Origin of the sequence: Gordonibacter sp. 28C, assembly GCF_003339845.1 — a bacterium.
Taxonomy (GTDB): domain Bacteria; phylum Actinomycetota; class Coriobacteriia; order Coriobacteriales; family Eggerthellaceae; genus Gordonibacter.
Map to the genome: position 1 here is coordinate 83,152 of NZ_PPTR01000008.1, position 26,090 is coordinate 109,241.

Sequence of the window (26,090 nt, forward strand, 5' to 3'; positions counted from 1 at the left end):
TGAGGACGCCGGATTTCGCGGCGTCCGGGTCGTGAAGCCTGCATGGTACGCCGCTCGGCGACCTGCTTTCCGCGTGTCCGCCGTGCGTTGCGAAGGCGCAACGCACATGCCATCAACCTGAAAGCGCGGTCGCTAGGAGGCGTCGGGCCCCTGTGCGAGGTCGGCGGCGACCGCAGGCTCGCATTCGTCCAGGAAATCGAGCTTCCGCATGCTCTTGACGACCAACGCCCCCAGCGTGACGAGCATCCAAGCCACCACGAGGACGAGCGCCGCGACGGCCGTGCCCGCGGCGGACACCACCACTGAAGTGGCGAACATGGCAACCGGCGCGGCTGCCAGCAAAAGCGCGTTCTGCGTGCCGAGGGCGCTGCCGCGGCGCTCGGCGGGAATGCGATCGTAGGCGAAGAAGCCGAGCAGGGCCGACGCGGGCCCGGCGGTGATGCCGAGCACGACCGCGCCGGCTATCAAGGCGGGGAAGGAGGTCAGCGTGCCCATGACAGCCACGCCCGCCGCCATGCCGGCGAGCGACGCGACGTACCAGGCTCGCTTGCGGGCGCGCGGTGCCAAGGCGGCGTAGCCGAGCGACCCTGCCAGCATGCCGGCAGAAAGCGCCGAAAGCACGTATCCCAGCTGCTCGGGACGGCCCGTCTCCGTGAAGTGCATGGGCAGCACGAGTCCCTGGAAGCTCCCCATGACCATGACGATGCCGAACGTGAGCAAGGTGGAGGCCCGCAGCACGGCGTCGTCTTTGAAAAGGACGCGCACGCCGTCTGAGAGCGAAGCCCGCGCCGCGGCGACAACGCTGCGCAGGGGCGACGTGTTGTCGCCGACGGCTGCTCCCGCCTCGCCGTTCGCAGCGATTTCGGGGCTTGCGGCCGTGCGCTCACCGGCGGACACGGCGCCCACGTCGCGGGGCAAGGTGGCGGTGACGAGCGCCGCCGAGCAAGAGAGGGCTGCCGTGACCCACAGCGCGTTGATGTCGCCGCCGAACCCGATGAGGAAGGCTGCGAGCGCGGGCCCTATGATGGTGACGAGCGAGTCGAGCGACTGGCTCACGCCCAGGAACTGCTGCAAGTCGACGCCGTCGCGCTTGGTGACGGCCGGCAGCAGGGTGTCGCGTGCCGTCATGCCCGGGATGTCGCCCACGGCGCCTAGCAGCCCCAGCACCACGAACCAGCCGAAGCTCAAGCCCCACACCATGTCCACCACGGGCATGAGCGCGATGCTCGCGGCCGACACGAAGTCGGACACGATGGACACGTTGCGGCGGTTCAGCCGATCGAGCAGGGCCCCTCCCAGCAAGCCGGCCAGCATCTGCGGCACGGCGCAGACGAGGGCGAGCGTGCCCGCCGCCAGCGCGTCGCCGGTGCGGGCGAGCAGCACGAGGGGCAGCACGACGCTCGCAACGGAGTTGCCCAGCAGCGACAGCGCGCTCGAGGCGAGGAATCTGACGGTGTTCGGTCGGTGCGCCATGATCGTTCCTTCCCAATGACAATTGGTTCGGGAACGATCTAAAACTACGACGTTACGTCGGAGTCAAGAAGCAACCTGCCAGTTGTGGAGGACCTTTGAACGGAAGCGCTTCCGGGCACTTTGCGCGCGACGATCATCTCTTCGAGGGCTTGGTAGATGCGGTTGAACACGTCGCTTTGCGCCTCGTTGTATATAACGTTCTGGTAGTCCATCACCATAAGCTCCGAGGGGGTATGGGGCCGGTTCCAGTTCGATTCGTCGAAGGCGTCGAACAGCGGTGCGAGCAGCTCCACGGCCTCGGCCACCAGCGCCGCGCGATCGTTCTCGCTCGCGTCTGGCGGCAATTCTCCCACGCGTCGGTCGAGGTCGAGCGTTTTTTCGGAGAGCCCTCGGTCGCGTATGGCGACTGCGACGTTTTCGAGTTCGACGAGGGCCTCTTCGTCGAAGACGTTCGCGGCCAGCTGCAGCAGGGTGCGTTCGCTTTCCGATGAGCCGTCGGCATCGTCTTTGGCGTCTGAGATCATCTTCATGGCTTGGGCGAACCGCACCGGCAGATCGGGGTCCAAACGCTCGCGTTTAAGCAGCGCGATGGTGCGGCGCTGCTCTTCCAGCCGCTCGATCTGCGCCGCCAGTTCGGCGTCGAGCTCATCGAGCGAGCCGTCGACCGTGGACTCGGGTGCGTCGAGCTCGTCGATGACCGCGCCTGCGCGCTCGAGCGAGAACCCCAGCGTGGTGAGCCGTTTGACGCGCAGCAGGCGCGCCAGATCGTCGAATCCGTACTCGCGGTAGCCGTTCGCGCCGCGCGGCGGCTCGGGCAAGAGCCCGATGGCGTGGTAGTGGCGCAGCGTTCGCACCGAGACGCCGGCCAGGTCGGCTATTTCCTTCGAGCGCACGATGCCTTCCTTCTCGCCGCCGCTACCGGGGGCGACGCACCATGCAGCGTTCGACCAGGTCGAAGCCGGGGGCTGTCTTGCGTTCCACCGTTTCGAAGCCGTAATGCCCGTAGATGCCTTCTAGGCGGTCGGTGTAGCAATCGAGGTAGCACGCGATGCCGCGCTCGTCGGCGCAGGCGAGGAAGGGCCTGAACAGCCGCCCGAACGCGCCGCTGCCGCGGCGGTCGGGGTCGACGCCGGCGGAGATGAAGTACAGGTAATCGTCGTCGGGGCCGGCGCAGGCAAGGGGCCAATTCGTGTCGGAGAGGGGCTCCATGGCCTCGGCGCGCGGGAAGAGCACCTCCTGCTCGCGCGCGGTGAGCGCGCTTTCCAAACGGCGCGCCGACTGTTCCTCCAGCTTGGGCCAGCTTGTATCGCCCAGCTCGCTGCGCACGTACACGTTCGCCGCTCCCGCACGGTCGTCCAGCGTGTAGACGCATCCGTAAGGGGAGGTGATCTCGTAGTCCGCGCGGATGACGGCCTGCGTGATAGCCAGCTTGCGGCTCCGATCCGCTCCGAGGTCGTCGAGGACTTCGAGCCAGGTCGTGTGCCACTTCTCTTCGAGGAAGCACGTGCCCACCATGTTGGCGAGCTCGTCGAGGAGCGCGGCCTGATCGTGCGGTACGGTGACGAGTCCGGGTAGCTGCATGGCGGGAGTCCTTTCGGTCGCGAAGCGTCGAAGCACCGTCGATTCTCCCATGTTCTCGCCGCCTTGTCGAGCGAGCGCGTCCGTGCTCGCTACTGTGCGACGCCATTGCAGAATACCGCTCGTGTGCGACGAGCGCGCTTCCTTTACGGGTGGCTGCATGCGATTTCCGGTATTTCGCACAAAAAGTGCCGACGTTTGACTTTTGGAAATCGGGAGCGTGGCCGAAAAAGGCTCCAGTCCATGCCGATCGCCTTCGAACTGCGGGTTTTCAAAGATGGTCTGCGTCCTCGTTTTCGCGCTTGCTTGCAAGGAATCGAACGTCGGCACTTTTTGTGCGAAAAACCGCTTTCGAGGTGCACCGGCGATTAGTTGTACCCGACGGGAAGGCCGAGTTGCCTGCGCAATTTCAATTTTCTTGCATGGTAGCCGGACACGCGCACCTGCGATCGCTTCCCCAGATGTCTTCGAATCGTATCCGCGATCGTGTCAGTGGCGACCATACTGTCCAATTCGTCGTTCGTGATGCAGAAGACCGTCCACCCCATGGCGGCAAGGGCGTTCGTCCTTCGGGAATCCTCGAGGCGTTTTTCCTCTCCGGAGTGCGATTCCCTGCTTTGATATTCGACGTCGAGTTTTGCCTCCGGCCAGCACAGATCGCACCGGAAGCTCGATTTTCCCGTGAGCGCTCGCGCGGCCGGACTTGCCCTCACCTCGTAGTTCATACGGGGAATGCCCAATCCGTATCCTCCGTACATCAGGGGGAGGCCGAGCACGAGAGCTTGCTTCGTCTCGCGCGGAGAGGCGGAGCCGTTGGTCATGTAGTGTAGCGTTTTCGCGGCTTTGGCAGCGCCTCGAAGCGATGGGTTTCGTGCGATGAAGGCTTCGAGGGCCCGGATGGAAGCCAATGGCTCGACTTGGTAGCCTGATAGCACGCCGGTTCGCCTGGTTTGATACGTGCCGCAAAGCTCGTATCCCAGTTCCAGCAAGGCGATCGCGCTTTTCTCCTGCGCGGCAAGATGGGTGAAAGCGAGGGCGGCCGAGCTGGTGTACACGCCGTCTTGAAGCCGGAGAAGCGAGCACCCCTGCAACTCCGCCGAGCAGGCGTGGGCCGTGAACGCGCTTGAAGATCGGCATTGAGATGTGCGGGACACCAGGATGTGGGCCGGCTGCTCGATAACCATGGTGGGGTGGGAGGCCCTGAGCAGCTCGATCGATCGGCAAAAAGTTTTCGCGTTTGGCGCTTCGCTCGGCAATGTGCGCGGACCGCTGCGCAAAAGGCTGCGTTCGCTCGTGTTCGTCGTGCGCAGTATCTGCAATGCCGTTATGTGTCCGAAGCATAGAGGGATTGGATGCACCGTGCCTCCTCGTGGCCCTGAGGTTTTGAGGATCTTGCGGGCGTGGAAAAGGAAACGAGGGCACGTTTTCCATGATGGGCCGCTTCGCGAGAAGGGCGCCCGTACTGGCTCTTCGATGGCGTCATTCTAGCATGTGAAGTTCGCTCTGAGAAGATTTCATGTTCCGAGGGGTCTTCGGGCTTCAACGAAACGGCTTCGGCTACGAAAGGCGTATTCCTTGCGGCAAGGGGGGCTTCTTGGTTACCCCGGTCTTTCTGCGCGATGGGTCCTTCTCGGGTGTCGTGCCGGTTGAACGCGGCAAACGCTTCGGCTTCAACCGAGGGTCGGTGCCTGCGTCCGCACGGCCTTTCGGCACAATCGGGTGCGTATGAACAGGCGCGCCGCCCATCTTCTGCCTACAGGTAGGGCTGCGCGTGCAACCCGACCGACAGGAGGACGCCATGGCACATTCGACCAAGAAAGACTTCATCGACACCAACGATTTCACGAAAGAAGAGCTGCTCGACATCATCGATCTGTCGCTGGCCATGAAGCATATGATCCAGAAGGGCGCCTACCCGCTCGTGCTGAAGCACCGATCGCTCGGCATGATCTTCCAGCAGGTTTCCACCCGCACGCGCATCTCGTTCGAGACGGCCATGACCGACCTGGGCGGCGCCGGCGAGTTCTTTGCGCCGGGCACCATCCAGTTGGGCGGGCACGAGACCATCGAGGACTCCGCGCGCGTCATGGGCCGTCTGGTGGACATCCTCATGGCCCGCGTCGACCGCCACGAGGATCTGGTGAACCTGGCGAAGTACTCGCCGGCGCCGGTCATCAACGGCATGTCCGACTACAACCATCCCACGCAGGAGATGGGCGACCTGCTGACCATGATGGAGCATCTGCCCGAGGGCAAGAACATCGAGGACTGCAAGATGGTGTTCGTGGGCGACGCCACGCAGGTGTGCGTGTCCGAGATGTTCATCTGTTCGAAGATGGGCATGGACTTCGTGCAGTACGGCCCTCGGGGCCATCAGATTTCCGACGAGCTTCTGGCCGTCGGCAAGAAGAACTGCGAGGTGTCAGGCGGTAGCGTGTCGGTGACCGACGACCGCGAAGCCGCCATGAAGGACGCCGACTTCGTATACACCGACGTGTGGTACGGCCTGTACGACAAGGAGCTGTCGAAGGACGAGCGCATGGCCATCTTCTACCCCACGTACCAGGTGACGCCCGAGCTCATGGACATGGCGGCTCCGGACGCCAAGTTCATGCACTGCCTGCCCGCCTCGCGCGGCGAGGAGGTGACGGACGCCGTGATCGACGGTCCCAAGTCCATCTGCTGGGACGAGGCGGAGAACCGCAAGCATTCCATCCGTGGCCTCCTGGCGTACTTCTGCCCTGAGACCGTGAAGGACGAGGACGCCACGAGCGACGCCCGCGACCGCGTGAACGAGATGCTGGAGAAGATCGGCAAAGTACCGGTGGCGTAGGGCGGAAGGAGCCTGTCTCATGGCAAAGAACAAGAAATTCCGCCTCGTCGACGCGATACTCTCGGTCATCACGGTCGTGTTCGTGGCGGAGGCGGCGGCTCCGGCCGCCGCCATCGGCAACTCGCAGTTCTTCTGGTGGATATTCCTCATCATCGCGTTTCTGCTGCCGTACGGCCTGGTGGTGAGCGAGCTGGGCACCACCTACGACGACGAGGGCGGCCTGTACGATTGGGTGCGCCGCGCGTTCGGCGACAAATGGGGCAGCCGCGTGAGCTGGTACTATTGGATCAACTTCCCGTTATGGATGGCCTCCCTCGCGTTTTTGTTCCCCGAGACCATCCAGATGATCACGGGCATGGAGCTCGACATCCTGCCCACGCTGCTCATCGAGCTGGCGTTCATCTGGATCGTCGTGTTCCTGAGCTTTTCGAAGGTGTCGGACTCGGCGTGGATCCTCAACCTGGCGGCCGTGCTCAAGGTGGCCATAGCCGTGGTGGTGGGCGGCTTGGGCATCTGGTACGCCGTGAACTACGGCTTCGCCAACGACATGGCACCCGAGACGTTCCTGCCCACCCTCGACTCGAACAGCCTCACGTACCTGTCCATCATCCTGTTCAACTTCATGGGCTTCGAGGTCATCACCACCTACGTGGGGTCGATGGAGAACCCCAGCAAGCAGATACCCAAGGCCATCATCGCCGGCGGCATCGCCATCGCGGCGCTGTACCTGTTCAGCTCGTTCGGCATCAGCGCGGCCATCCCGACGTTCGACGTGTCGCTCGACTCGGGCATCATGGACGCGGTGGGCATCATGTCCGGCGTGGGCAGCCTGCTGTTCGTCGTGGTGGGCATCGTGTTCCTTGTCACGCTGTTCGGCAACATGGTCAGCTGGTCGTTCGGCGTGAACTTCGTGGCCGAGCACGCGGCCCGCAAGAAGAACATGCCCAAGCCCTTCGCGCACGAGAGCAAGAAGAACCAGATGCCCACCGGCGCCGCCATCATCAACGGCATCGTGGCGAGCGTGCTGGTGCTGCTGTCGCCGCTCATGGAGATGGCCGGCTTCGACGGGTTCTTCTGGATCTTCTTCTCCATGAACATCGTGTTCCTGCTGATCAGCTACATTCCCATGTTCCCGGCGCTCATGAAGCTGCGTCGGGTTGACCCCGCCGCGAACCGCGTGTTCAAGGTGCCGGGCGGGCGTGGCGTGCTGCTGGTGGTCACGTGGCTGCCGGTCGTGCTGCTGGTGCTGGCCATCATCGCCACCATCGTGCCGCTGAACGGCTCCGAGGAAGAGCTGTCGAAGATCCCCATGCTCATCGGCGTGCTGTGCTTCGTGGTGATAGGCGAGATCGTGCGCGTGCTGTCGGCGCGCGGGCGCAAGGACGACTACGGCGGCATGGGGTCGCACGGCGACCCGCTGGCGTTCGACGTGGCCCACGGCTACGAGGAGATGCCCGAGTCGGAGAAGATCGCCATCGAGGAAGACGAGCTCATCGGCCGCGAACCGCGCGATTTGGTGTAGCTGCCCCTGTCATCCTGAGCGGTGCGCCGTAGGCGCGGAGTCGAGGGATCGCGCGCGGCAGCCGCGAGCCCGCCGGCGGACGCCTCGCGGGCTTCGGTATACTGATACGACGTTTGAAAGGACGAAGCGCATGGAAACCATTTACGAAGAGCAATCCACCCCCAAGCAGGACGGCTACCGCATGCCGGGCGAGTTCGAGCCGCAGGAGCGCGTCTGGATGCTGTGGCCGCATCGGCCCGACAACTGGCGCGACGGCGCGAAGCCGGCGCAGAAGGCCTACGCCGAGGTGGCGCGCGCCATCGCGCGCTTCGAGCCGGTGTGCGTGGGCGTGAAGCCCGAGGACTACGAAGCCGCGCGCTACACGCTGTCCGACGACGACAACATCCTCGTCGTGGAGATGGAATCCGACGACGCGTGGATCCGCGACTGCGGCCCCACGTTCGTCAAGAACGACGAGGGCGACGTGCGTGCCGTGCACTGGCACTTCAACTCGTGGGGCGGGCTCGTGGACGGCCTGTACTTCCCATGGGACCAGGACGCGCTCGTGGGCGTGAAGGTGGCCGATCTGGCCGGCGCCGTGCGCTACCGCCCCGACGACTTCGTGCTGGAAGGCGGCTCCATCCACGTTGACGGCGAGGGCACGGTCCTGACCACCGAGATGTGCCTGCTGTCCGAAGGCCGCAACCCGGAGCTCTCGAAGGAGGACATCGAGGGCTACCTGCGCCAGTACCTGGGCGCGGATAAGGTCATCTGGATCAAGGACGGCATCGACCCCGAGGAGACGAACGGCCACATCGACGACGTGGCGTGCTTCGTGCGCCCCGGCGAGGTGGCCTGCATCTGGACCGACGACGAGGACAACCCGTTTTACGAAGCCGCCCACGCCGCCTACGAGACGCTCTCGAACGCCACCGACGCGAAGGGCCGCCAGCTCAAGGTGCACAAGCTCACCATGCCGAAGGTTCCCACCTACATGTCGCAGGAGGAAGTGGACGCCATCGACGTCGTGGAGGGCACGCTGCCCCGCACCACGGAGGACTACGCCATCGCCTCGTACATGAACTTCCTCATCGTGAACGACGCCGTGATCTTCCCGCAGTACGGCGACGAGTACGACGAGCTGGCCATGCAGCAGGCGCAGGAGATGTTCCCCGACCGCGAGATCGTGGGCGTTCCCACCCGCGAGATAGCCTACGGCGGCGGCAACATCCACTGCATCACCCAGCAAGAGCCTGCCCGCGGGTAGTTTCGCTGTCCGATGGTGGCAGAACCCCGTCCGCGCTTGGTGGGCGGGGTTTCTTTACGTCGAGCGCAGCACCACGGCCTGCGCGCCCAAGGCGTAGTAGCGGGCCGCGAACGTTTCCAGAGGGTAGGCCACCTGCCCGGCCAGCGAATCGCTGGCCAGCACGATGCCGGCGTCCAGGTCGTAGCCGCGCACGACCACGCAGTGGCTGTTTGTGAACAGGCGGTACTTTCGTCCGTTCACCTGCGCCGTGCGGTAGTAGTCGCCCGGCTCCTCCAGGCCTATGGTGCACCAGGCGATGACGGGGTTTCCGGCGGCCACTTCGTCCAGCACGTCTTGGAACGGCGCGCCCGTGAGGTCGACGGCCTCGAGATCGGCTCGCTGGGCGTCGAGGTAGGCCGAGGCTGTGCTCGCGATGGCGGGGGCCATGCAGGAGTTTCCGTCGGGGGAGGCGGGATCGCCTAGGAACGCGTGCACGAAGTCCTGGTCGCTCGTGGGGAGCCAGTTCTCGGCTATCTCGGTTTTTCGCAGATCGAACCCGCAGGCGATGAGCGCGTTCGTAAGCGCCACCGACTCGCATCCTGTGGGAAGCTCGGGATACTGGGAAAGCGCCGGAACGTCGAAAGCCACGCTTCGCACCCTACCGCCGGTTTCGCTTTGCAGCAAGGCCGCCTCGGCCGCCGCCCGCGCCTCGATGTCCACGTCGGCCGCTGCCGAGGAGGAGGCGAGCAGCGGAAGCGCGAGCGCGCCCGCGAGCACGAGGACGCCGGCGCCGAAGCAGGCGAGCGCCGCCCTCCATCGGGCGAGCATGCGGCCCGCGCGAGAGGCGGAACCGCGGCGAAAGAGCGGACGGCCGCCGCGACGCGCGCCTGCCGCGACGGGACGGCGCCGATACGTCGTGATACCATGGATGGTGCTCTGGCGTCTTGTCGGCTTGTCCGCCATGTCTGCCCTTTCGCGCGGTTTCTTGAGAAGGCGAGGGTACCGTCCGAACTTGAAAACAACCTGAAAGCTCGCGCCTCCGCCTGCGCCGATCATCGCGACTCCACGATTTTCGGCTTCTATCAAGAACACGCGCGATGCCGTCGGAACGTTTCGCCCGCTGCGGAATCTCCTTATTTCTCCGCATCGGGCGCGCGGTGCGCAAGGGTGGCGCGCGACTCGCGTGCAGAACGTGCGAGAGCGCCTCGCTCGACGCGCGAGATTTCTCAAAATAGTCCTTGACCCTCCTCGTGCGGGAGGCTGTTGAATGCGATGTGAAAGGAGGTGCGCATGTACTACATCGGAGAGTTCTCGAAGATGGGGAAGACCACCATCAAAACGCTGCATTACTACGACCGCATCGGGCTCTTGCGCCCGGCGGCGGTGGACGGCTCGACCGGCTACCGGCTCTACACCACGGGTCAGCTGTTCGACCTGCACCGTATCCAGTCGCTGCGGCAGGCAGGGCTGTCCGTGGACGAAGTCGTCGCCGTCATGGGCGGCGCGGACCCTCGCCCGATCTTGGAGCGTCGCCAAGCCGAGCTCGTCCGGGAACTCCGCGAGCGCCGAAGCCAGCTCGCACGCATCGCATTCATGCTGCATCACGAAGAGAAGGAGCTTTTCATGGATTACCAGGCAACCGTCAAGGACATTCCCAGCTGCATCGTGTTCACCAAGCAGCTCACCGTGCCCGACTACAACTCGTACTTCGAAGTCATCCCCGCCGTGGGACGCGCGGTGTCGGCCGCGAACCCCGACCTGCAGTGCGCCGTGCCCGAGTACTGCTTCATCAGCTACCTGGACGCCGAGTACAAGGAGCGCGACATCAGCTTCGAGTACAACGAGGCCGTGACCTCGTTCGGCGTTGAGACCGACGGCATCGTGTTCCGCGAGATCCCGGCCGTGACGGTGGCGTCGGTCATGCACCGCGGCTCGTATGCCGACCTGCCGCAGGCCTACGCCTTCGCTCTGGATTGGGTGGAGAAGAACGGCTACCGCGTGGCGGACAGCCCGCGCGAGAGCTACATCGACGGCGTGTGGAACAACACCCCCGAAGCCGAATGGCTCACCGAGATCCAAGTGCCCATCGAGAAGGCGTAAACATTCGGTATAGCGCGAGCGGATCGCGTGGCGATCCGCTCAGTCGCGCATTTTATCGCAGCGAACAGCGCGTCGGCGGCGTTGTGGGCCGATATCTCTCCTCGACTCCGGTTTCGCTCTGGATTTTCAAATCATTTCTCGACGGACGTATAACTTTCGTTTGTCGGGCTGATGTAAGCATGCATTACTGCGTGAGGGCGTACTCGACAAAGTAGAAGTCAGGGCAAATATGCAACAAGAAGCAGACCGCAATCTGGTACGGGTCGATCATGAGACGGCCCCCCGGTTGTGCCGATGCATGTTTCGGTGTCGATTTTGCACAAAAACCCGCGACGTTTGACTCTCGGCGAGAAGCGTTTCGTGCCACCGACCAGTCCCGGCAGGGAAATCCCTGGTCGTAGGGACGGCGCATTTTCCACTGCGCGACGACGGCAGCGGGAAGCCCTCCTCGGCCCCGCAATCATCGAACGTCGCGGGTTTTTGTGCATTCCGGACGTGATTTCTTACGTTGTCGACTTATCTCGCAGGTTGACCCCCCCCATCCATGAACAGTCCGCAACCCCCCCCCTCGCAACGCCGCGCAGGTTGCAAGCCGCCACAGAAAAGCTCGCCGCCCCCGCTCGGGGCCATGCCGTGCGGTACGACGAACTTTCGCGAAGTGTGTGAGGAGTGCCGTACGGCATGGCCCCGAGCGGGGGCGCCCAAAGCCGCTACTTCATCAGCATCTTCAAAAGCTTCATCTTCGTATCGTCGAAGGGCGGGTTGCGGATGGGCATCTCCAACCAGGTGCCCTTCTTCAGCGTGGACTTGTAGTGCGTGAAGCAGTCGAAGCCCACCTTGCCGTGGTAGGCGCCCATACCGGAGTTGCCCACGCCGCCAAAGCCCATGTGGTTGTTCGCCAGGTGGATCACCACGTCGTTGATGGTGGCGCCGCCGAACGGTAGCTCGCGGATGACGCGCTGCTGCACGGCCTTGTCGTCGCTGAACACGTAGGTGGCCAGGGGCTTTTCGAAGGAGCGCACGATGGCGAACGCCTCGTCCAGCGTCTTGTACGTCAGCACCGGCAGCACGGGACCGAATATCTCCTCGCCCATGACGGGGTCGTCCAGCGTCACGCCGCGCAGGCACGTGGGCTCGATGCGCAGCGTGTCCGGGTCGCCGTGGCCGCCGAACGCCACCGACGCGTTCGGGTTGCGGTTCTCGATGAGGCCCATGACGCGCTCGAAGTGGCGCTGCGATATCATGTGCGGCCACTGCTCGCACGCGAGGATGTCCGCGCCGTAATACTGGTGGAAGCACGCGTCTAGCTGCTTCACCAGGTCGTCCGCCACGCTCTCGTGCACGAGGAAGTAGTCGGGCGCCACGCAGGTCTGCCCGCAGTTGATGCCCTTGCCCCAGGCGATGCGCTGCGCCGCGCGCTTCACGTTGGCCGTTTCGTCCACGATGCACGGGCTCTTGCCGCCCAGCTCCAGCGTGACGGGCGTGAGGAACTTCGCCGCCGCCTCCATGATGGTGTGGCCCACGTTCGGGCTGCCGGTGAAGAACAGCTTGTCCCAGCGCACGTCCAGCAGCCAGTCGTTCATGGCGCCCGACCCGGGGAACCCGCACACGAACTCGGGCGGGAACACGTTGGCCAGGATGTCGATCAAAAGCTCGCTCGTGTGCTTCGACGTGCGCGAGGGCTTCAAGCCCACGCAGTTGCCGGCCGCGATGGCGTCCACGAGCGGCACGAGCGCCAGCTGCACGGGGTAGTTCCACGGGCTCAGCACCAGCACCACGCCGAGCGGGCTCGGGTGCACCTTCGACGTGGAATGGAAGTGCACGATAGGCGTGCGCACGCGGCGCGGCTTCGACCAGCTGCCTAGGTGCTTCAGGCAGGCGTTGATCTCGTCGTACACCAAGCCGAGCTCCGTGGCGTAGCCTTCGAAGGGGGCTTTGCCCAAATCGGCGGTCAACGCGGCCAAGATGCGCTCCTCGTTGCCCTTGAGGTAGGCCTTCAGCTTCACGAGCGCCTGGCGGCGGTAGTCCACCTGAAGCGTGGCGCCGGTGGCATAGAAGGCGCGCATCCGCTGAGCCTGCGCTTCGACGTCGGCGACGCTTTCGAATGTGGGTGCGGTGGTCATGGCGGTTCCTTCTCTTGCGGCGGCCGGTTCGCGCCCGCGGTCGTCCAGGGGCGCCTCGGATCGTTCGCCAACCATTATCGCCAGGCGGCCTTGCGGCCGCCCGCGAAGGTTGGCGGCGTTGTTAATACGTTGCCTCCAGTATCTCCAGGGCGTCTTCCAGCGTTATCTCCACTTCGTTGTAGAGGGCCGCGCCGTCGTAGCGGGCCTGTTTGGCCACGGCGGCCAGCTGGCCGTGCTCCACGCCCAGCTCGGACAGCTTGAGCGGCACGCCGTACTCGCGGTGGTAGCGCTCGTTCATCGCGAACAGCTCGTCGCAGAAGGCCAAGTCGCGCTCGGCGGGCATCGCCGCCGGCCCCAGCTCGGTCGCGCGGTCGGGCGCCAGGTGCGCCAGCAGCTCGCCGTAGACGCCCGCATGGACGCCGTGGTAGAGGTTGAAGCGCACGCAGTGGGGGAGCAGCATCATCATGGCCTGGCCGTGAGGGACATGGCAGAGGCCGCCCAGCGAATGGCCGAGCGCGTGCACGACGCCCACCATGGCGTTCGAGAACGCCGCGCCCGCCAAAAGCGAGGCCAGCGCCAGGTTCGCGCGGGCGTCGGCGTCGTCGCCTTGCGCGCAGGCGCGCGGCAGGTTCTGCGCGATGAGCTCGATGGCCTTGCACGCGAACGCGTCGGACACGGGGTTCTTCTGGATGGAGGTGTACGCCTCGATGGCGTGGGTGAGCGCGTCCATGCCGGTGGTGGCCGTGAGCTTCGGCGGCAGCGAGCTGGTGAGCGCCGGGTCGAGGATGGCGGCGTGCGGCACGAGCTTGTACGAGGTGAACGACAGCTTCGCGTGCTTCTTCGTGTCGGCCACCACGGCCACGAGCGTGACCTCGCTGCCGGTTCCGGCCGTGGTGGGCACGGCGACGAACGGCGGCAGGTCGGCGTGGAGGATCTCGGACCCTTGCAGCGTGGCGAAGTCGACGCCCTCGCAGGCGAGCGACGCAGCCGCGCCCTTCGTGGTGTCGATGACCGAGCCGCCGCCGATGGCCACGAACCCGTCGCAGCCGCGCGCCTCGTACAGGTGCGCCACCTCGTTCACCACGTCCATCGAGGAGTCGGGCGGCACCTGGTCGAACACGTCGTAGGCGACGTCGGCCGCGTCCAGCACGTCGGTGAGCTTCGCGGCCACGCCCAGCTTCATTAGGCCCGCGTCCGTCATGACCAGCGGATGCGACACGCCGCGGTCTTTCAGCTCGTCGGGCAGCTTGTCGAGCGCATGCGCTCCCGCTATGATCTTGGTGGGACAGGCGAACTCGAATGCTTTCATGGGCAACTCCTTCTGCGCGATTTCCGTTCCGCGTCCGTATCGAAAATCCTCGTAGGGGCGATCTCCAGATCGCCCGTTCCGGCGAAGCCGGAAAATTCAACTGCGCTCGCGTTTTCGCGCTGTGCGCGAACGGGCGATCAGGAGATCGCCCCTACGGGACGGGCACGGCGGTCGGTTTCTTTCCGCGGTACGCCTTGCGCCAGCCGAAGAACATCTTCAGCAGCGCCGTGAACATATAGGTGAGGGCGACGCCCGTGTCGTTGGGGCCGCGCGTGGAGAACGCGCGCTGGGCGAGCGCGTCCTGGAGCGTCATGCCGCCCGAGAAGCAGAGGAACGCGTAGGCGAGCGAGCGGAAGTCGATGACGTAATCCACGGCGACGGCGCTCTTGTCGGCGGAGTCGAGCCCGCTTCCCGGTTCCACGTCGCGGGCCACGGTGCGCGGGGGCACGCGCTTGAACGAGCCTTTGGCGGTTCGCGTGCACACGCAGGCCAGATCCGTCCCGCGCACGGACAGCATGAACGTGTAGCCCGGCGAAAGATAATCTACTTCGGCGCGGATTCTCGGCGACGTGTGCCGGAACAACGAAATCAGGTGCGGCAGCAGACGCAGCATGACGCGCACGTACAGCGATTGGAAACGCTGCGCGGCGGTGCGTCGCGGAGGCGTTTGGTCGGGCATAGGCGCTCCTTGCACATCCTCGATGACGATGGTGCCCATCATACCACGCTTGATGTGTGGAGAAAGCGAAACCGCCCAGCCGCAGTGTGCGGAGCAGGACGGTTTCGACTAGATGCGCGGGAGTTTTTCTAGTACAGGCAGGCTGCTATCTCGTTGGTGGCAACGCGCTTTTTGGCGTTAGCGAAAACGAGCTCGCCGGATCCCTCTATGCGAATGTCTCCCGTGTTGGCACATTGGTCGATGGTTGTGAGCAGCTTCGGCGCAACGCCCACTATGCCGCCCAGCATTCGTCGCGCTTGCAGCGCTTGCTCGTCGGTTATCTCATCGTCGTCTTTGCTGAGATTGTCGAGCACGGTGTCTATGTTCCCATCGTTCGTGCACGATCTTAAGGTGATGCAAGTGGCTTCGGAGGCAATGTTTCCCACAATGCCTCCCAGATAGCAGAATTCGTTGGCCGTTACGGCTCCGCTATTGTTGCAATGTGACACCTCTATCGCCATGGACTCTTGGCGTCCGGGAGACATGAGCATGCCCACAATGCCGCCGGAGCCGAACGTTCCCTTGTCAAGCGCCACATCGGTTTCGTTCGAGCAGGCGGTGATGGAGATTGCCCCGTTCGCCTTGTCGATGGATGCCAACTCATCTGCAGTGAGCGGATCGGGCAGCGTGCCGTTTTCGAGATAATCGCTCGAAAACGAAGGGGCTTGTCCTGACGTCCAGGTTTGGAGCCAGCCGAGGATGCCGCCCTTGATGGAACCGGTATTTGTGCTGCTGTTGAGCTCCCCTTTGTTCATGCAGCTGTCAATGTTCAGCGAAGCGGAGGTTTGAACGAGGGCAGTGGCGCAAATACCTCCTGTGGTGGAGTTGGTGCCTGAGATATCCCCGGCGTTCTCGCAGGATTCTATGCGGCACCTGCCCGATTTTGTCGCGTGGGCGGAACCGACGATGCCCCCCGAGCTGGAAAGCGCGAAGTCCGGGGTCCCGCTTTCGACTGATCCGGTGTTCTTTGAACGAGAGATCACGATGGTCGGGTTCTCGTTGGCAAGGGCGGCGTTCAGCGGTTCGTCGACCCACGCCTTTCCGGCGATCCCTCCCAACGTGCCCTCGTTCGCCCGTACCGTTCCGGAATTCTCGCACGAGTCGATAGTGATCGACGATTGGCTGGAGTAGGCGCTCCCGCATACACCGCCGGCGAAATTCCCGCTGTTGGCCTGATCGCATGCAACGGTGCCGTTATTCGCGCAGTTCGTCACCATCGTGGGAACTTCCTCGAACGTGCCTTCGGTGTAGTTGGTGTTCCCTCCGTCGGCGATTTCGCCCGCGATGCCTCCCGGGGTTGCGCTACCAGCGGAAGTGACCGAGCCACTGTTCGTACAGGAATCGAGCGACTTTTCCGAAAACCTCCCTACGATGCCGCCGACGGCGCCCTCGTTCGCTGTCGCGCTTCCCTTGTACTGGCAAGAGAGCACGTCCGTTTTAATGGTTTCGCCCACAATGCCCCCCGTTCCACCGAGGGCTCCCGATTGGCATGCGAGCTCGGCTTCCACGATGCAGTTTTCCACCTGCGACCGATAGGCAAAGCCGACCAATCCGCCACATGCTCCCACTTGGTTGAACGTGCGCACGAGCGATTTTTCGATACCGACGTTTTTGATCGATGCCTTGTTCGCTTTGCCGAAAAGCGCCGGGTAAACGTTGTGACCGGTGCTTTCGGTGCAGAGATACAGGCCCGAGACAACGTGCCCGGCACCATCAAACGTTCCCGTGAATTCGTGCACTTGATCGGTTCCGTTGCCGATGGGCTCCCAGCCGAAGCGGGGGGCCGCTTCGGTCCACGTCTCGTAATCTCCTGTGTCATTGAGGGCGATGTCGGAAACGAGAACGTAGTGGGCCGATGCGAACGGCTTGTCGTCGGTGGAATCGGAATTGACCTTGTCGGCCATGAAAGCGAGCTCCTCCGCTGTGCCTATCTGGTAAGGGTCGCTCTCGGTTCCCGATCCGGCCGCAAAGGACGCGGCTGCGGTGTACGGTTCGGCCCGCAGCGCGTCAGGAACCTGCTTAAACGCATCGGCCTGCTCTGTCGCGGTATCAGCCGGGTTCTGCGCGCACGCCGTCAGCGTCGTTGCCGCTATTGCCAACATGGCCAGTGTTTTCGTGAGGCGTTTCAACATAGGGTTCTCCGATCAAAGAAAATGAAAATTCTGCTCTTTTGCATCATGTTGAAGTCTCTTTATATTATTTCGATTGGAAGATACTCCCAGGAGCTCGGATCGTAGTCTACGATCATGTAAATACCGGGGCTCACATTATCTAAATTTATTTTGAAGTATCCGTCCTTGGTTTTTTCGACAAGCGCGTCCTCGTAATTCAGATTATTGGTTTCGAGGGAGTCGTATGCATAATAAGGAAGATTAACTTGGAGAGTCATATCTATCCATTGGCTGCCTTTGTAAAAACCGGCTGAGGCGGAGCTCGGTGTTTGGGAGTGCAAAAATTTAACGTAGCGACCGAATTGAAGCGTTTGACTCTTGGTCACCCAGTTTTTTCTCAGAGACACACCTGTTTGGGCAAGAGCCTTTGCCGTGGCGTCATAATCCCCGTTCACTTCGATTCCGTTTACCTCATCGAAGTCTATTGGTTCGTAACCGAGGCAATAACCGTAATCTACGACGGGATACATACAAAACTCTGAAGAGGTGTAGATAATTCCGTCGCCGTTATTGCGGTCGACGGTAAGCAAGGTTTCGTCGCCGCTGTTGCCAACGTCGAAGCCATATGTGTCTTTGCTCAAGCTTCCGTCCTCGTATACGAGTCCCATGTGTCCATGATCTTCGAATAGCGCGAAGCTCGTGAATCCCTTATAGCACCTACCATTTTTTACGATGTACGTATGGGGGCCGGAATAGCTGGCTTCGTCGAGAGAGATCGAGCCGTCCGTGACCTCGGGAACAAAGTCGCTCTCGTTGTGTCGATTTTCGTCGGCTTGATTCGAAGGGTAGCTCGTTTCTTTGCTTGCGTCACCGTTGCTGCAACCAGACAAAAGCCCCATGCTCACGCTTATGGCGATGGCGAGTACCGTACGAAGCAATTTCATTGGTTTCTCCTTCCGTTCCCTCTCGATACTTAGTTCACTTGAGCTTGATTTTTCCTGTTCCTTTTTATTGTTTCTCACTTATATCGTGCCGTCGTGTACGTACCAGCGAAGGTGCTTCCCATTAAAAAGGGTCGAATGCGCATGCGCGGGTGATTGAGATACTCATGATGATATAAGTCATCTTTTAGAGAATGAGACGATTAAAAAGCGATGAGGGGATAGCCCTCTTCGTCGAGTTCTCTTTGGAGGCTGGATGCTACTATGGGTACGCCCTCAGATGCCGAGCCCGATATTGTTGGGGAATTTCCGTTGAAGGAAATGATGTATTGAACCCTGTTTTCTATCGTGCAGGTTAGGCATTCAGATCCCCCGTTTTCCCATGTGCCCAAGATTCCGTTGAACGTTCCCGTGCCGTCCTCAAATAGCTCAATCGATACGAGCGGTTCTCCGTTTTGCATATCTACGGTTTCCCATTTTCCAATGGCGAATTTGTTTTTCAGGTTTTGGAAGAAATCGGGCAGAGCGGGTGCTTCCGCGGACTTGCTGTTTTCAACGTACTCATACGTTTCGTATGTAAATCGAGGATCGAAGGAGTTCAAATATCCGCTTGATTTGATCTCTGAAGCGAGTCTCCCCAAACTATCGTAGGCGAATGTTTGGATGTCCAGCGACTGATCTGTTTCACCGTCCACCTTTGTTAATGTCATGATTTGCAGAGGCTTACCGTCGGCAGTGTAAGTCCCGGTCATTTTCGTCAAGATGGGACCGTCGTTGGAATACGATTGATATTTGCTTGTGCAATTGCCCGAGCTGTCGTAGCAAAACGTCGTATCTATAGTGCTTTCACTTTGGACGAAGTAGTCGGTAAGTTCTATGAGATTGCCGGAATCATTGTATTGACGGGTGCGTTGAAATGCCAATGATCCGCTGGGGTCGAATACTTCTATGCGTGCAGGGCTATCCCCTGCGTCAAAATCGACGGAGAGTCCATTCCATTCGCGTCCTCCGTCGTAGTACGTTTTTGCGGTTCCCACCAATTGGCCTTCGGCTCCGTAGCCTGTGATGGTGAGTACGTCGGAAGGCTTGTCGTATTCGAACGTCGTGCGATGGGAATACTGCATCATGGCAGGCGTCCACCCAATCCACGCTAGTTCGGCTCCCTCCTGTATTTTCTCGGCAAGGTAGCCGGAGTCATCGTAAAGATAATATTTCGCTTCATCCACAGGTTCGTCTTTTGACTTGGCCGACGACCAAGAGAGAACGCGGCCATCCAGATCATATTCCCATTGCTGAAACGCAGTGCTGGTTTCCTCGGAAACGATTTGATTGTTTTCGTCATAGGCATAAAAGGTTGTCGAAGGGGAATTCGATTGGTCGGAATAGCGGAGCTTCTTCGATACGAGTTGCTCCCTCGGCGAAATCGTTTGCTGGTCTTCTGTCTTCTTACTCACGCCAGGCGTATCCGATCCGGATTCCCTTGCAGTAGGGGCGCTCGAAACGGTGTTCGAACTCGAGCAGCTTGCGAGCGCAGGTGAAAAACCAAGGGCGAGCAGGGAAATGAGAAGGAGTTTGAGGGTCAAAGAGGTCACTTTCATCGTTGCCCAATCTTTCGTGGTCCAAGCCTTGAAAAGGCGTCTTTCTCCATCATCTATTTCGTATATTATCATGAATTGACGCTTATATCGGGTTATTGAATACGAGAAAGTATGTATGTTGCTCTGGTGCGGTCGGTGTCCTCATGTTCTGGGTTTTCTTTTCGCACGGCTTCATCCAGCCGGTGTACGCCCAGTACACCAAACGGTGTAATTCCATGACGCGAAGATGACATTTGCGTCAAAGGATGCCTGATCAACTACTCACGTGCTATGGTAGCGCCATCATCTACTGAGTATGGCGATCATCGACCACCACGATACCCAAGGAGTGTGAACCACATGACCGATATGCACGGAAACACCCCCGCCGGCGGATCCGTTCCGCCGAAGCCGGGCGACGAGCATGCCCAGCATGCCGCCCAGACGGGCCAGCAGCCCTATTACCAGCAGCCCTACCAACAGGCCTATCAGCCGCAGCACACGCCCGGCCAAGTCGCCGTCGAGAAGAAGTCGCACGGCTTGCGCACGTTCTTGCTCGCCTTCGCGGGCGCGGCGCTCGCCTGCGTCATCGGCCTCGGCGGGTTCGGCATCTGGCAGGCCGCGAACGGCTCATCCTCGAACGGCGGTTCCCAGACCGTCATCGGCTCCACGGACGGCGGCTCCGTCAACGCGAACGACGAAGACCTCACGCTGCCCGAGGCCGTGGCGAAGAAGTCGCTGCCTTCCGTCGTAGCCATCGACGTGTACACGAACCAGTCGGCCGGCATGTACGGATACGGCTACGGCTCGTCCAACAGCGGGTCGGGCACGCTCACGCAGTCGTCGCTCGGCAGCGGCGTCGTGTTGACGAAGGACGGCTACATCATCACGAACAACCACGTGGTGGAAGGCGCCGACGCGCTTAAGGTGACCATCGAAGGCGAGCAGTACGACGCCGAGGTCGTGGGCACCGATCCCAGCTCCGACCTGGCCGTGGTGAAGGCCAAGGACGCGAGCGACCTCAAGCCCATCGAGATCGGCGATTCCGACAACCTCATCATCGGCGAGTGGGTCATGACCATCGGCAGCCCGTTCGGCCTCGAGCAGTCCGTCGCCACCGGCATCGTGTCGGCCACGAGCCGCTCCCAGATCATGGACGGCTCCAGCTCGGCCCAGCAAGGCGGCTCGGGCACGACCACCATCTACGCCAACATGATCCAGACCGACGCCGCCATCAACCCCGGCAACTCGGGCGGCGCGCTCGTCGACTCCGACGGCAAGCTCATCGGCATCAACACGCTCATCACGTCGTACTCGGGCAACTACTCCGGCGTCGGCTTCGCCATCCCGGTGAACTACGCGGTGAACATCGCCCAGCAGATCATCGACGGCAAGACGCCCACCCACGCGCAGCTCGGTGTGTCCCTGTCCAACGTGAACGCGCAGAACGCCCAGCGCTACGGCCTGTCCGTCGACAGCGGCGCCTACGTGGCCAACGTGTACAGCGGCTCCGGCGCGGCCGAAGCGGGCATCGAGCAAGGCGACATCATCACCAAGTTCGACGGGAGCAACGTGGAGTCCGCGAGCGACCTTATGCTGGACATCCGCGCGAAGAACCCCGGCGACAAGGTCACGCTGGAAGTGAACCGCAACGGCGAGACGAAGCAGATCGAGGTCACGCTGGGCTCTGACGACAGCTCCCAGGGCGCCACGCAGCAGAACAGCTCGTCGTCCTCCATGCTCGAGCGCCTGCTCGGCGGCGGCAGCGGCTCCAACCAGAACGCGGCATAGCCCTCCGGCCGGCTCTTCACGGCAACCTGCCCTTGCAACCCCCTCGGTTTCGCCGAGGGGGTTGCTTCGCTCTGGGCCTTTTCCCGTTTGCTCATTGCGTGAAATGCCTGAAAAAGGCCCTGCAAATTGCACGGCCCCGTTCTTTTTCGGGTAAGATTGGCCCAACGTATGCACACAGAACGGTCGTCGAAGGGGTTGGATTCATGGCGGATGAAAGGGCCAAGGCGGAAGAGAACGTCGAGGAGCTTGAGAAGTGGGCGCGCGTGCGCGAGCGCGGCTACGCGTACCCACGCGTGCTGCTGAAGCTCTCGGGCGAGGCGCTGGCGGGCGACGTCGGCTACGGCATCGACCCGAAAGTGGTCGACGCGCTGGCCGACGAGATCGCCGACATCGTTGAGGACGAGGTGGAGGTGGCCGTGGTCGTGGGCGGCGGCAACATCTTCCGCGGCCTGGCCGGTTCTGCCGAGGGCATGGACCGCGCGCAGGCCGACTACATCGGCATGCTGGCCACGGTCATGAACGCGCTGGCGCTGCAGGACGCCTTCGAGCGCCACGGCATCTTCTCCCGCGTGCAGAGCGCCATCACCATGCAGGAGGTGTCCGAGCCCTACATCCGCCGCCGTGCCGTGCGCCACTTGGAGAAGGGCCGTGTGGTCATCCTGGCCGCCGGCACGGGCAACCCCTACTTCACCACCGACACCACGGCCGCGTTGCGCGCCTGCGAGCTCGATGTGGACTGCCTCATGAAGGCCACGAAGGTGGACGGCGTCTACGACAGCGACCCCTCCAAGAACCCGGACGCGAAGCGCTTCGACCGCATCAGCTACATGGACGTGCTCTCGCGCGGGTTGAACGTCATGGATTCCACGGCCACGTCGCTGTGCATGGACAACAACATGCCCATGATCGTGTTCGACCTGACGGTCGAAGGCAACATTTCGCGCGCTTTGAAGGGCGAAAGCGTGGGAACCACGGTAGAATAGACACGCATCCGCGCTCCGGCGCGGACGATCGGTGCGCAGCGCCGCACCGCAGGGAGTTGGGTGAAAGGAGCCGCTATGGTTGACGATATTATGCTGCAGGCCGAGGAGCGTATGGAGAAGGCGCTCGCGTCGCTGGGCGACGCGTTCGGCTCGGTGCGCACGGGACGGGCCAACGCCATGCTGCTCGACCGCATCAAGGTCGATTACTACGGCGTGCCCACGCCGGTGAACCAGATGGCCGGCATCAAGACGCCCGATGCGCACATGCTGGTCATCGAGCCGTGGGACAAGGGCGTTCTGGGCGCCATCGAGCATGCCATCATGGAGAGCGACCTGGGCGTCACGCCGTCGAACGACGGCTCGTGCATCCGCCTGCCGTTCCCCTCGCTCACCGAGGAGCGCCGTCGCGAGCTGGTGAAGCAGTGCAAGAACTACGCCGAAGAGGCCCGCGTGGCCGTGCGCAAGGCTCGTCAGGACGCCAACGCCGCCATCGAGCGCTCCGTCAAAGAGGACAACCTCCCCGAGGACGACGAGCGCCGCGCCCAGGCCGAGGTGCAGAAGCTCACCGACAAGTACGTGGCCCAGGTGGACGAGGCCTTCAAGAAGAAGGAAGCGGAAGTGATGGAAATCTAACTGCGGGGGAAACCTCGCAGGTTGACCCCGTAGGGGCGATCTCCAGATCGCCCGTTCCGGCGAAGCCGGAAAAGCAGCTGCGGTTCGTGTTTTCGCGCTGGCGCGCGAACGGGCGATCTGGAGATCGCCCCTACGAATCGCGCTTCTGTCCCCTTTCGTCCGAAACGTGCCGCACATGAACAAACCGCTCGACTACATATTCCCGAACCCGCCGGCGGATCTCGATCCCGCGAGGCTCGACCCTGCCTCGGTGCCGGAGCACGTGGCCGTCATCATGGACGGCAACGGGCGCTGGGCGAAGGAGCGGGGGAAGAACCGCCTGTTCGGTCACAAGGCCGGTATCGAGGCGGTGCGCGAGACCATCCGCTGCGCGTCCGACGTGGGCGTGCGCTACCTCACCATCTACTCGTTCTCGTCGGAGAACTGGAAGCGGCCCCAGGACGAAGTCATCGGCCTCATGAACCTGTTCGCCACCACCATGCTGGCCGAGGTCGACGGGCTGCACGAAGAAGGCGTGCGCGTCATGACCATCGGGCGCACCGACGAGCTGCCGAAGAAGACGCGCGACGCGTTTGCCAAGGCGTGGGAGAAGACGAAGGGCAACGACGGCATGACGCTCGTGGTGGCCGTGAACTACGGCGGCCGCGTGGAGCTGATGGACGCCATGAACTCGTTCATGCGCGACGCCCACGAGGCCGTGCGCGCAGGACGTGCCCCCGAGCCCCTGACGGAGGAGGCGTTCGCCCGGCACCTCTACACGGCGGACATCCCCGATCCCGATCTGCTTATCCGCACGAGCGGCGAGATGCGCGTGTCGAACTTCCTGCTGTGGCAGATCGCGTACTCCGAGTTCGTGTGCACCGACGTGCTGTGGCCCGATTTCGACCGCTACGAGTTTCTGCGCGCCCTGCTGGAGTTTCAGGGACGCGACCGGCGGTTCGGGGCGGTGAAGTAGGTGGCGGGGCGGCCCGACGTCGACCTCGAGGCCAAGATCGCGGCCGACGAGCGCACGCGCAAGGAGAAGCTCAAGAATTTCGCGCAGGAGAAGACGCCCAAGAAGCTGAAGAACCCCACGAACCTGCAGGTGCGGTTCCGCACGGGCTTCATCTACATCGCCGTTTCCGTGATCTGCGTGCTGGCGAGCGAGTGGACCACGCTCGCGTTGCTGGTGGCTACGGCCGGCATCTCGGCCGGCGAGTTCTACTACATGCTGCGATCCGACGCGAAGCTGCCCAACGAGATGCTGGGCATCATCGCGGCCATGCTGTATCCCGTGAGCGTGTTCTTCCTCGGTTTGAACGGGGCGCTGTACGTGAGTCTGGCGCTGCTGCTGGCGCTGATCGTGTGGTACGTGTTCTGGATGCGGGCGCGCGTGCCCGACGTGGGTGTGAGCTTCTTCGGCGCCGCGTACACGGGGCTTTTGCTGTCCGGCATCGTGGTGGTGCGCAGCGCGCTGCCCGAGCCGTGGGGCGGGGTGCTCGTGCTGGGCATCTTCCTGAGCGTGTGGGCGAACGACTCGTTCGCGTATCTGGTGGGGAGCAAGTTCGGGAAGCACAAGCTGGCCCCGCGCACGTCGCCGAAGAAGAGCTGGGAGGGCTTCCTGGCCGGCCTCGTGGCCTCCATGCTGTTCTGGTGGGGCATGTCGTTCATTCCCGGCGTGACGATGAGCGTGTTCCAAGCGCTGGCGTTCGGCCTGATAAGCGGATTGATGGGCGTGCTGGGGGATTTGGCCGAGAGCCGCATCAAGCGCAATTCGGGGTTCAAGGACTCCGGCACCATCATGCCGGGGCACGGCGGGCTGCTCGACCGGTGCGACTCGCTGTTCCTCGTGGCCGTGACCTCGGCCATCTTGCTGGTGGGCTTTAACTGCATACCGTTTCCCATTCCGTTTCTCTAGGAGGCGCGCATGAAGCGCATCGTGGTTCTGGGGTCTACCGGGTCCATCGGCACGCAGACGTTGGACGTGGCGCGGCGGCACGCGGACGAGCTGGAGGTCGTGGGCTTGGCTGCGGGCACGCGGGCGGGGGAGCTGCTGGCCCAGGCGCGGGAGTTCGGCGTGCGCCATCTGGCGGTGGGCGACGAGCGGCTGGCGGGCGAGCCGGTGGCCGACGAGCTGCTCGAGCAGGCGCGCGGCGGCACGGAGAGCGCCGCGCCGTCGTCGCTTTCCCAGGCCATGGCGCAGCGCGGCGAGGGCTCGCTCGGCTTCGGCGCCGATGCCGTGGTGGATCTGGCGCGCCTGCCCGAGGCCGACATCGTGGTGAACGCGCTCGTGGGCGCGGCCGGGCTGCGCGCGAGCTACGAGACGCTGCGCGCGGGCAAGGTGCTGGCGCTCGCCAACAAGGAGTCGCTCGTCGTGGGTGGCGACCTCATCATGCCGCTCGCGGCCGCCGTGGACGCGCGGCGGCGCGCGGACGGCACGGCGCCCGCCACGGGGCCGGCCGGCGCGCTCATGCCCATCGATTCCGAGCACGGCGCCATCTACCAGTGCCTGCTGGGCGAGGACGCGCGCGAGGTGGCGCGGCTGTGGGTGACGGCTTCGGGCGGCCCGTTCCGCGGGCGCACGCGCGACGAGTTGGGCGGCATCACGCCCGCTCAGGCGCTCGCGCACCCCACGTGGAACATGGGCGCGAAGATATCCATCGACTCGTCCACGCTCATGAACAAGGGTCTGGAGGTCATCGAGGCGCACCACCTGTTCGCCATGTCCTACGACCGCATCAGCGTGGTGGTGCAGCCGCAGAGCGCCATCCACTCCATGGTGGAGTTCGCCGACGGCAGCGTGAAGGCGCACCTGGGCACCACCGACATGCGCATCCCCATCCAGTTCGCGCTGTCGTATCCCGCGCGCTGGGACGCGCCGGTGGAGCCGCTCGATTTCACGAAGCTGGGCTCGCTCGAGTTCGCCGCACCCGACACCGACACGTTCCGCTGCCTCGCGCTCGCGCGCGCGGCCGGCGAGCGGGGCGGCACGCTGCCTTGCGCCATGAACGCCGCGAACGAGGTGGCCGTGGCCGCGTTCTTGGCCGAGCAGGGCACGTACTTGGGCATCGCGGAGTGCGTCGAGGCCGTCATGGATGCGCATGACGTGCAGCGCGTGGAGAGCCTCGACCAACTGGAGGCCGTTGACGCCTGGGCCCGCGCCGAAGCGCGCGCGTGGATCGCGAGGCGTTAGG

General features: G+C 63.1%; 21 protein-coding genes. 10 read left to right on the forward strand and 11 right to left on the reverse strand.

Annotation, left to right across the window (positions count from 1 at the left end; translation table 11 throughout):
• Positions 1–132: 132 nt before the first annotated feature.
• The 4 genes from C1878_RS10965 to C1878_RS10980 form a co-directional block, all read right to left on the reverse strand.
• Positions 133–1,473, reverse strand: a complete 1,341-nt coding sequence (locus tag C1878_RS10965; RefSeq protein ID WP_114601664.1) for an MFS transporter — start codon at positions 1,471–1,473, stop codon at positions 133–135.
• Between the two features lie 44 nt (positions 1,474–1,517).
• Positions 1,518–2,366 (reverse strand): MerR family DNA-binding transcriptional regulator, encoded by an 849-nt coding sequence (locus C1878_RS10970; RefSeq protein ID WP_114601665.1) that lies wholly within the window; start codon positions 2,364–2,366, stop codon positions 1,518–1,520.
• A gap of 22 nt (positions 2,367–2,388) precedes the next feature.
• Positions 2,389–3,054, reverse strand: coding sequence for a GNAT family N-acetyltransferase (locus tag C1878_RS10975; RefSeq protein WP_114601666.1), 666 nt, complete (start codon positions 3,052–3,054; stop codon positions 2,389–2,391).
• A 365-nt stretch (positions 3,055–3,419) separates the two neighbouring features.
• Positions 3,420–4,409, reverse strand: a complete 990-nt coding sequence (locus tag C1878_RS10980) for an endonuclease domain-containing protein (RefSeq protein ID WP_114601667.1) — start codon at positions 4,407–4,409, stop codon at positions 3,420–3,422.
• Between the two features lie 440 nt (positions 4,410–4,849).
• Between C1878_RS10980 and ptcA the strand changes: the two genes are divergently transcribed.
• From ptcA to aguA, 3 genes are all read left to right on the forward strand, one after another.
• Entirely contained in the window at positions 4,850–5,884 is a 1,035-nt protein-coding gene (gene ptcA, locus C1878_RS10985) for a putrescine carbamoyltransferase (protein WP_114601668.1), read from the forward strand.
• 19 nt (positions 5,885–5,903) lie between these two features.
• The gene (locus C1878_RS10990; protein ID WP_114601669.1) at positions 5,904–7,406 is read left to right on the forward strand and encodes an APC family permease; all 1,503 of its coding nucleotides are present in this window, start codon (positions 5,904–5,906) and stop codon (positions 7,404–7,406) included.
• 130 nt (positions 7,407–7,536) lie between these two features.
• Positions 7,537–8,652: an agmatine deiminase gene (gene aguA, locus C1878_RS10995; RefSeq protein ID WP_114601670.1), complete on the forward strand. Its 1,116-nt coding sequence runs from the start codon at positions 7,537–7,539 to the stop codon at positions 8,650–8,652.
• A 54-nt stretch (positions 8,653–8,706) separates the two neighbouring features.
• Here aguA and C1878_RS11000 read toward each other — a convergent pair whose 3' ends face one another.
• Complete coding sequence (locus C1878_RS11000) at positions 8,707–9,594, reverse strand: C39 family peptidase (RefSeq protein ID WP_114601671.1); 888 nt, start codon at positions 9,592–9,594, stop codon at positions 8,707–8,709.
• A 327-nt stretch (positions 9,595–9,921) separates the two neighbouring features.
• On the opposite strand from C1878_RS11000, the gene C1878_RS11005 reads away from it, so the two are divergent.
• Complete coding sequence (locus C1878_RS11005) at positions 9,922–10,731, forward strand: GyrI-like domain-containing protein (RefSeq protein ID WP_114601672.1); 810 nt, start codon at positions 9,922–9,924, stop codon at positions 10,729–10,731.
• A 710-nt stretch (positions 10,732–11,441) separates the two neighbouring features.
• Here the strand turns inward: C1878_RS11005 and C1878_RS11010 are convergent.
• The 6 genes from C1878_RS11010 to C1878_RS11035 all read right to left on the reverse strand — a co-directional run bounded on the left by C1878_RS11010 (position 11,442) and on the right by C1878_RS11035 (position 19,603).
• Positions 11,442–12,854 (reverse strand): aldehyde dehydrogenase, encoded by a 1,413-nt coding sequence (locus C1878_RS11010; protein WP_114601673.1) that lies wholly within the window; start codon positions 12,852–12,854, stop codon positions 11,442–11,444.
• A gap of 121 nt (positions 12,855–12,975) precedes the next feature.
• Positions 12,976–14,163 (reverse strand): iron-containing alcohol dehydrogenase, encoded by a 1,188-nt coding sequence (locus C1878_RS11015; protein ID WP_114601674.1) that lies wholly within the window; start codon positions 14,161–14,163, stop codon positions 12,976–12,978.
• A 151-nt stretch (positions 14,164–14,314) separates the two neighbouring features.
• Positions 14,315–14,842: a D-alanyl-D-alanine carboxypeptidase gene (locus C1878_RS11020; RefSeq protein WP_114601675.1), complete on the reverse strand. Its 528-nt coding sequence runs from the start codon at positions 14,840–14,842 to the stop codon at positions 14,315–14,317.
• A 128-nt stretch (positions 14,843–14,970) separates the two neighbouring features.
• Positions 14,971–17,013, reverse strand: a complete 2,043-nt coding sequence (locus C1878_RS11025) for a hypothetical protein (RefSeq protein ID WP_114601676.1) — start codon at positions 17,011–17,013, stop codon at positions 14,971–14,973.
• A 59-nt stretch (positions 17,014–17,072) separates the two neighbouring features.
• A complete protein-coding gene (locus C1878_RS11030) occupies positions 17,073–17,936 on the reverse strand; it encodes a hypothetical protein (RefSeq protein WP_114601677.1) in 864 nt (287 codons plus the stop codon).
• Positions 17,937–18,136: 200 nt separating this feature from the next.
• Positions 18,137–19,603, reverse strand: a complete 1,467-nt coding sequence (locus C1878_RS11035) for a hypothetical protein (protein ID WP_158539793.1) — start codon at positions 19,601–19,603, stop codon at positions 18,137–18,139.
• A 267-nt stretch (positions 19,604–19,870) separates the two neighbouring features.
• Between C1878_RS11035 and C1878_RS11040 the strand changes: the two genes are divergently transcribed.
• The 6 genes from C1878_RS11040 to dxr all read left to right on the forward strand — a co-directional run bounded on the left by C1878_RS11040 (position 19,871) and on the right by dxr (position 26,089).
• Complete coding sequence (locus C1878_RS11040; RefSeq protein ID WP_114601679.1) at positions 19,871–21,301, forward strand: S1C family serine protease; 1,431 nt, start codon at positions 19,871–19,873, stop codon at positions 21,299–21,301.
• 203 nt (positions 21,302–21,504) lie between these two features.
• On the forward strand, positions 21,505–22,284 hold the full coding sequence (gene pyrH, locus C1878_RS11045) for a UMP kinase (RefSeq protein WP_241963707.1): 780 nt from the start codon (positions 21,505–21,507) through the stop codon (positions 22,282–22,284).
• Positions 22,285–22,359: 75 nt separating this feature from the next.
• Complete coding sequence (frr, locus tag C1878_RS11050; RefSeq protein WP_114601680.1) at positions 22,360–22,917, forward strand: ribosome recycling factor; 558 nt, start codon at positions 22,360–22,362, stop codon at positions 22,915–22,917.
• Between the two features lie 175 nt (positions 22,918–23,092).
• Positions 23,093–23,872 carry an isoprenyl transferase gene (locus tag C1878_RS11055; protein WP_114601681.1) on the forward strand — a complete coding sequence of 260 codons (780 nt, stop codon included), beginning with the start codon at positions 23,093–23,095 and terminating at the stop codon, positions 23,870–23,872.
• Positions 23,873–24,814 carry a phosphatidate cytidylyltransferase gene (locus tag C1878_RS11060; protein WP_114601682.1) on the forward strand — a complete coding sequence of 314 codons (942 nt, stop codon included), beginning with the start codon at positions 23,873–23,875 and terminating at the stop codon, positions 24,812–24,814.
• A gap of 9 nt (positions 24,815–24,823) precedes the next feature.
• The gene (gene dxr, locus C1878_RS11065; RefSeq protein WP_114601683.1) at positions 24,824–26,089 is read left to right on the forward strand and encodes a 1-deoxy-D-xylulose-5-phosphate reductoisomerase; all 1,266 of its coding nucleotides are present in this window, start codon (positions 24,824–24,826) and stop codon (positions 26,087–26,089) included.
• The last annotated feature ends 1 nt before the right edge of the window (position 26,090 follow it).

Bases quoted from the DNA above. Each gene is read 5' to 3' on its own strand.
- C1878_RS10965 (WP_114601664.1), bottom strand. From the start codon at position 1,473: ATGGCGCACCGACCGAACACCGTCAGATTCCTCGCCTCGAGCGCGCTG.
- C1878_RS10975 (WP_114601666.1), bottom strand. From the start codon at position 3,054: ATGCAGCTACCCGGACTCGTCACCGTACCGCACGATCAGGCCGCGCTC.
- ptcA (WP_114601668.1), top strand. From the start codon at position 4,850: ATGGCACATTCGACCAAGAAAGACTTCATCGACACCAACGATTTCACG.
- C1878_RS10990 (WP_114601669.1), top strand. From the start codon at position 5,904: ATGGCAAAGAACAAGAAATTCCGCCTCGTCGACGCGATACTCTCGGTC.
- aguA (WP_114601670.1), top strand. From the start codon at position 7,537: ATGGAAACCATTTACGAAGAGCAATCCACCCCCAAGCAGGACGGCTAC.
- C1878_RS11000 (WP_114601671.1), bottom strand. From the start codon at position 9,594: ATGGCGGACAAGCCGACAAGACGCCAGAGCACCATCCATGGTATCACG.
- C1878_RS11005 (WP_114601672.1), top strand. From the start codon at position 9,922: ATGTACTACATCGGAGAGTTCTCGAAGATGGGGAAGACCACCATCAAA.
- C1878_RS11010 (WP_114601673.1), bottom strand. From the start codon at position 12,854: ATGACCACCGCACCCACATTCGAAAGCGTCGCCGACGTCGAAGCGCAG.
- C1878_RS11015 (WP_114601674.1), bottom strand. From the start codon at position 14,163: ATGAAAGCATTCGAGTTCGCCTGTCCCACCAAGATCATAGCGGGAGCG.
- C1878_RS11020 (WP_114601675.1), bottom strand. From the start codon at position 14,842: ATGCCCGACCAAACGCCTCCGCGACGCACCGCCGCGCAGCGTTTCCAA.
- C1878_RS11025 (WP_114601676.1), bottom strand. From the start codon at position 17,013: ATGTTGAAACGCCTCACGAAAACACTGGCCATGTTGGCAATAGCGGCA.
- C1878_RS11030 (WP_114601677.1), bottom strand. From the start codon at position 17,936: ATGAAATTGCTTCGTACGGTACTCGCCATCGCCATAAGCGTGAGCATG.
- C1878_RS11035 (WP_158539793.1), bottom strand. From the start codon at position 19,603: ATGATAATATACGAAATAGATGATGGAGAAAGACGCCTTTTCAAGGCT.
- C1878_RS11040 (WP_114601679.1), top strand. From the start codon at position 19,871: ATGACCGATATGCACGGAAACACCCCCGCCGGCGGATCCGTTCCGCCG.
- pyrH (WP_241963707.1), top strand. From the start codon at position 21,505: ATGGCGGATGAAAGGGCCAAGGCGGAAGAGAACGTCGAGGAGCTTGAG.
- frr (WP_114601680.1), top strand. From the start codon at position 22,360: ATGGTTGACGATATTATGCTGCAGGCCGAGGAGCGTATGGAGAAGGCG.
- C1878_RS11055 (WP_114601681.1), top strand. From the start codon at position 23,093: ATGAACAAACCGCTCGACTACATATTCCCGAACCCGCCGGCGGATCTC.
- dxr (WP_114601683.1), top strand. From the start codon at position 24,824: ATGAAGCGCATCGTGGTTCTGGGGTCTACCGGGTCCATCGGCACGCAG.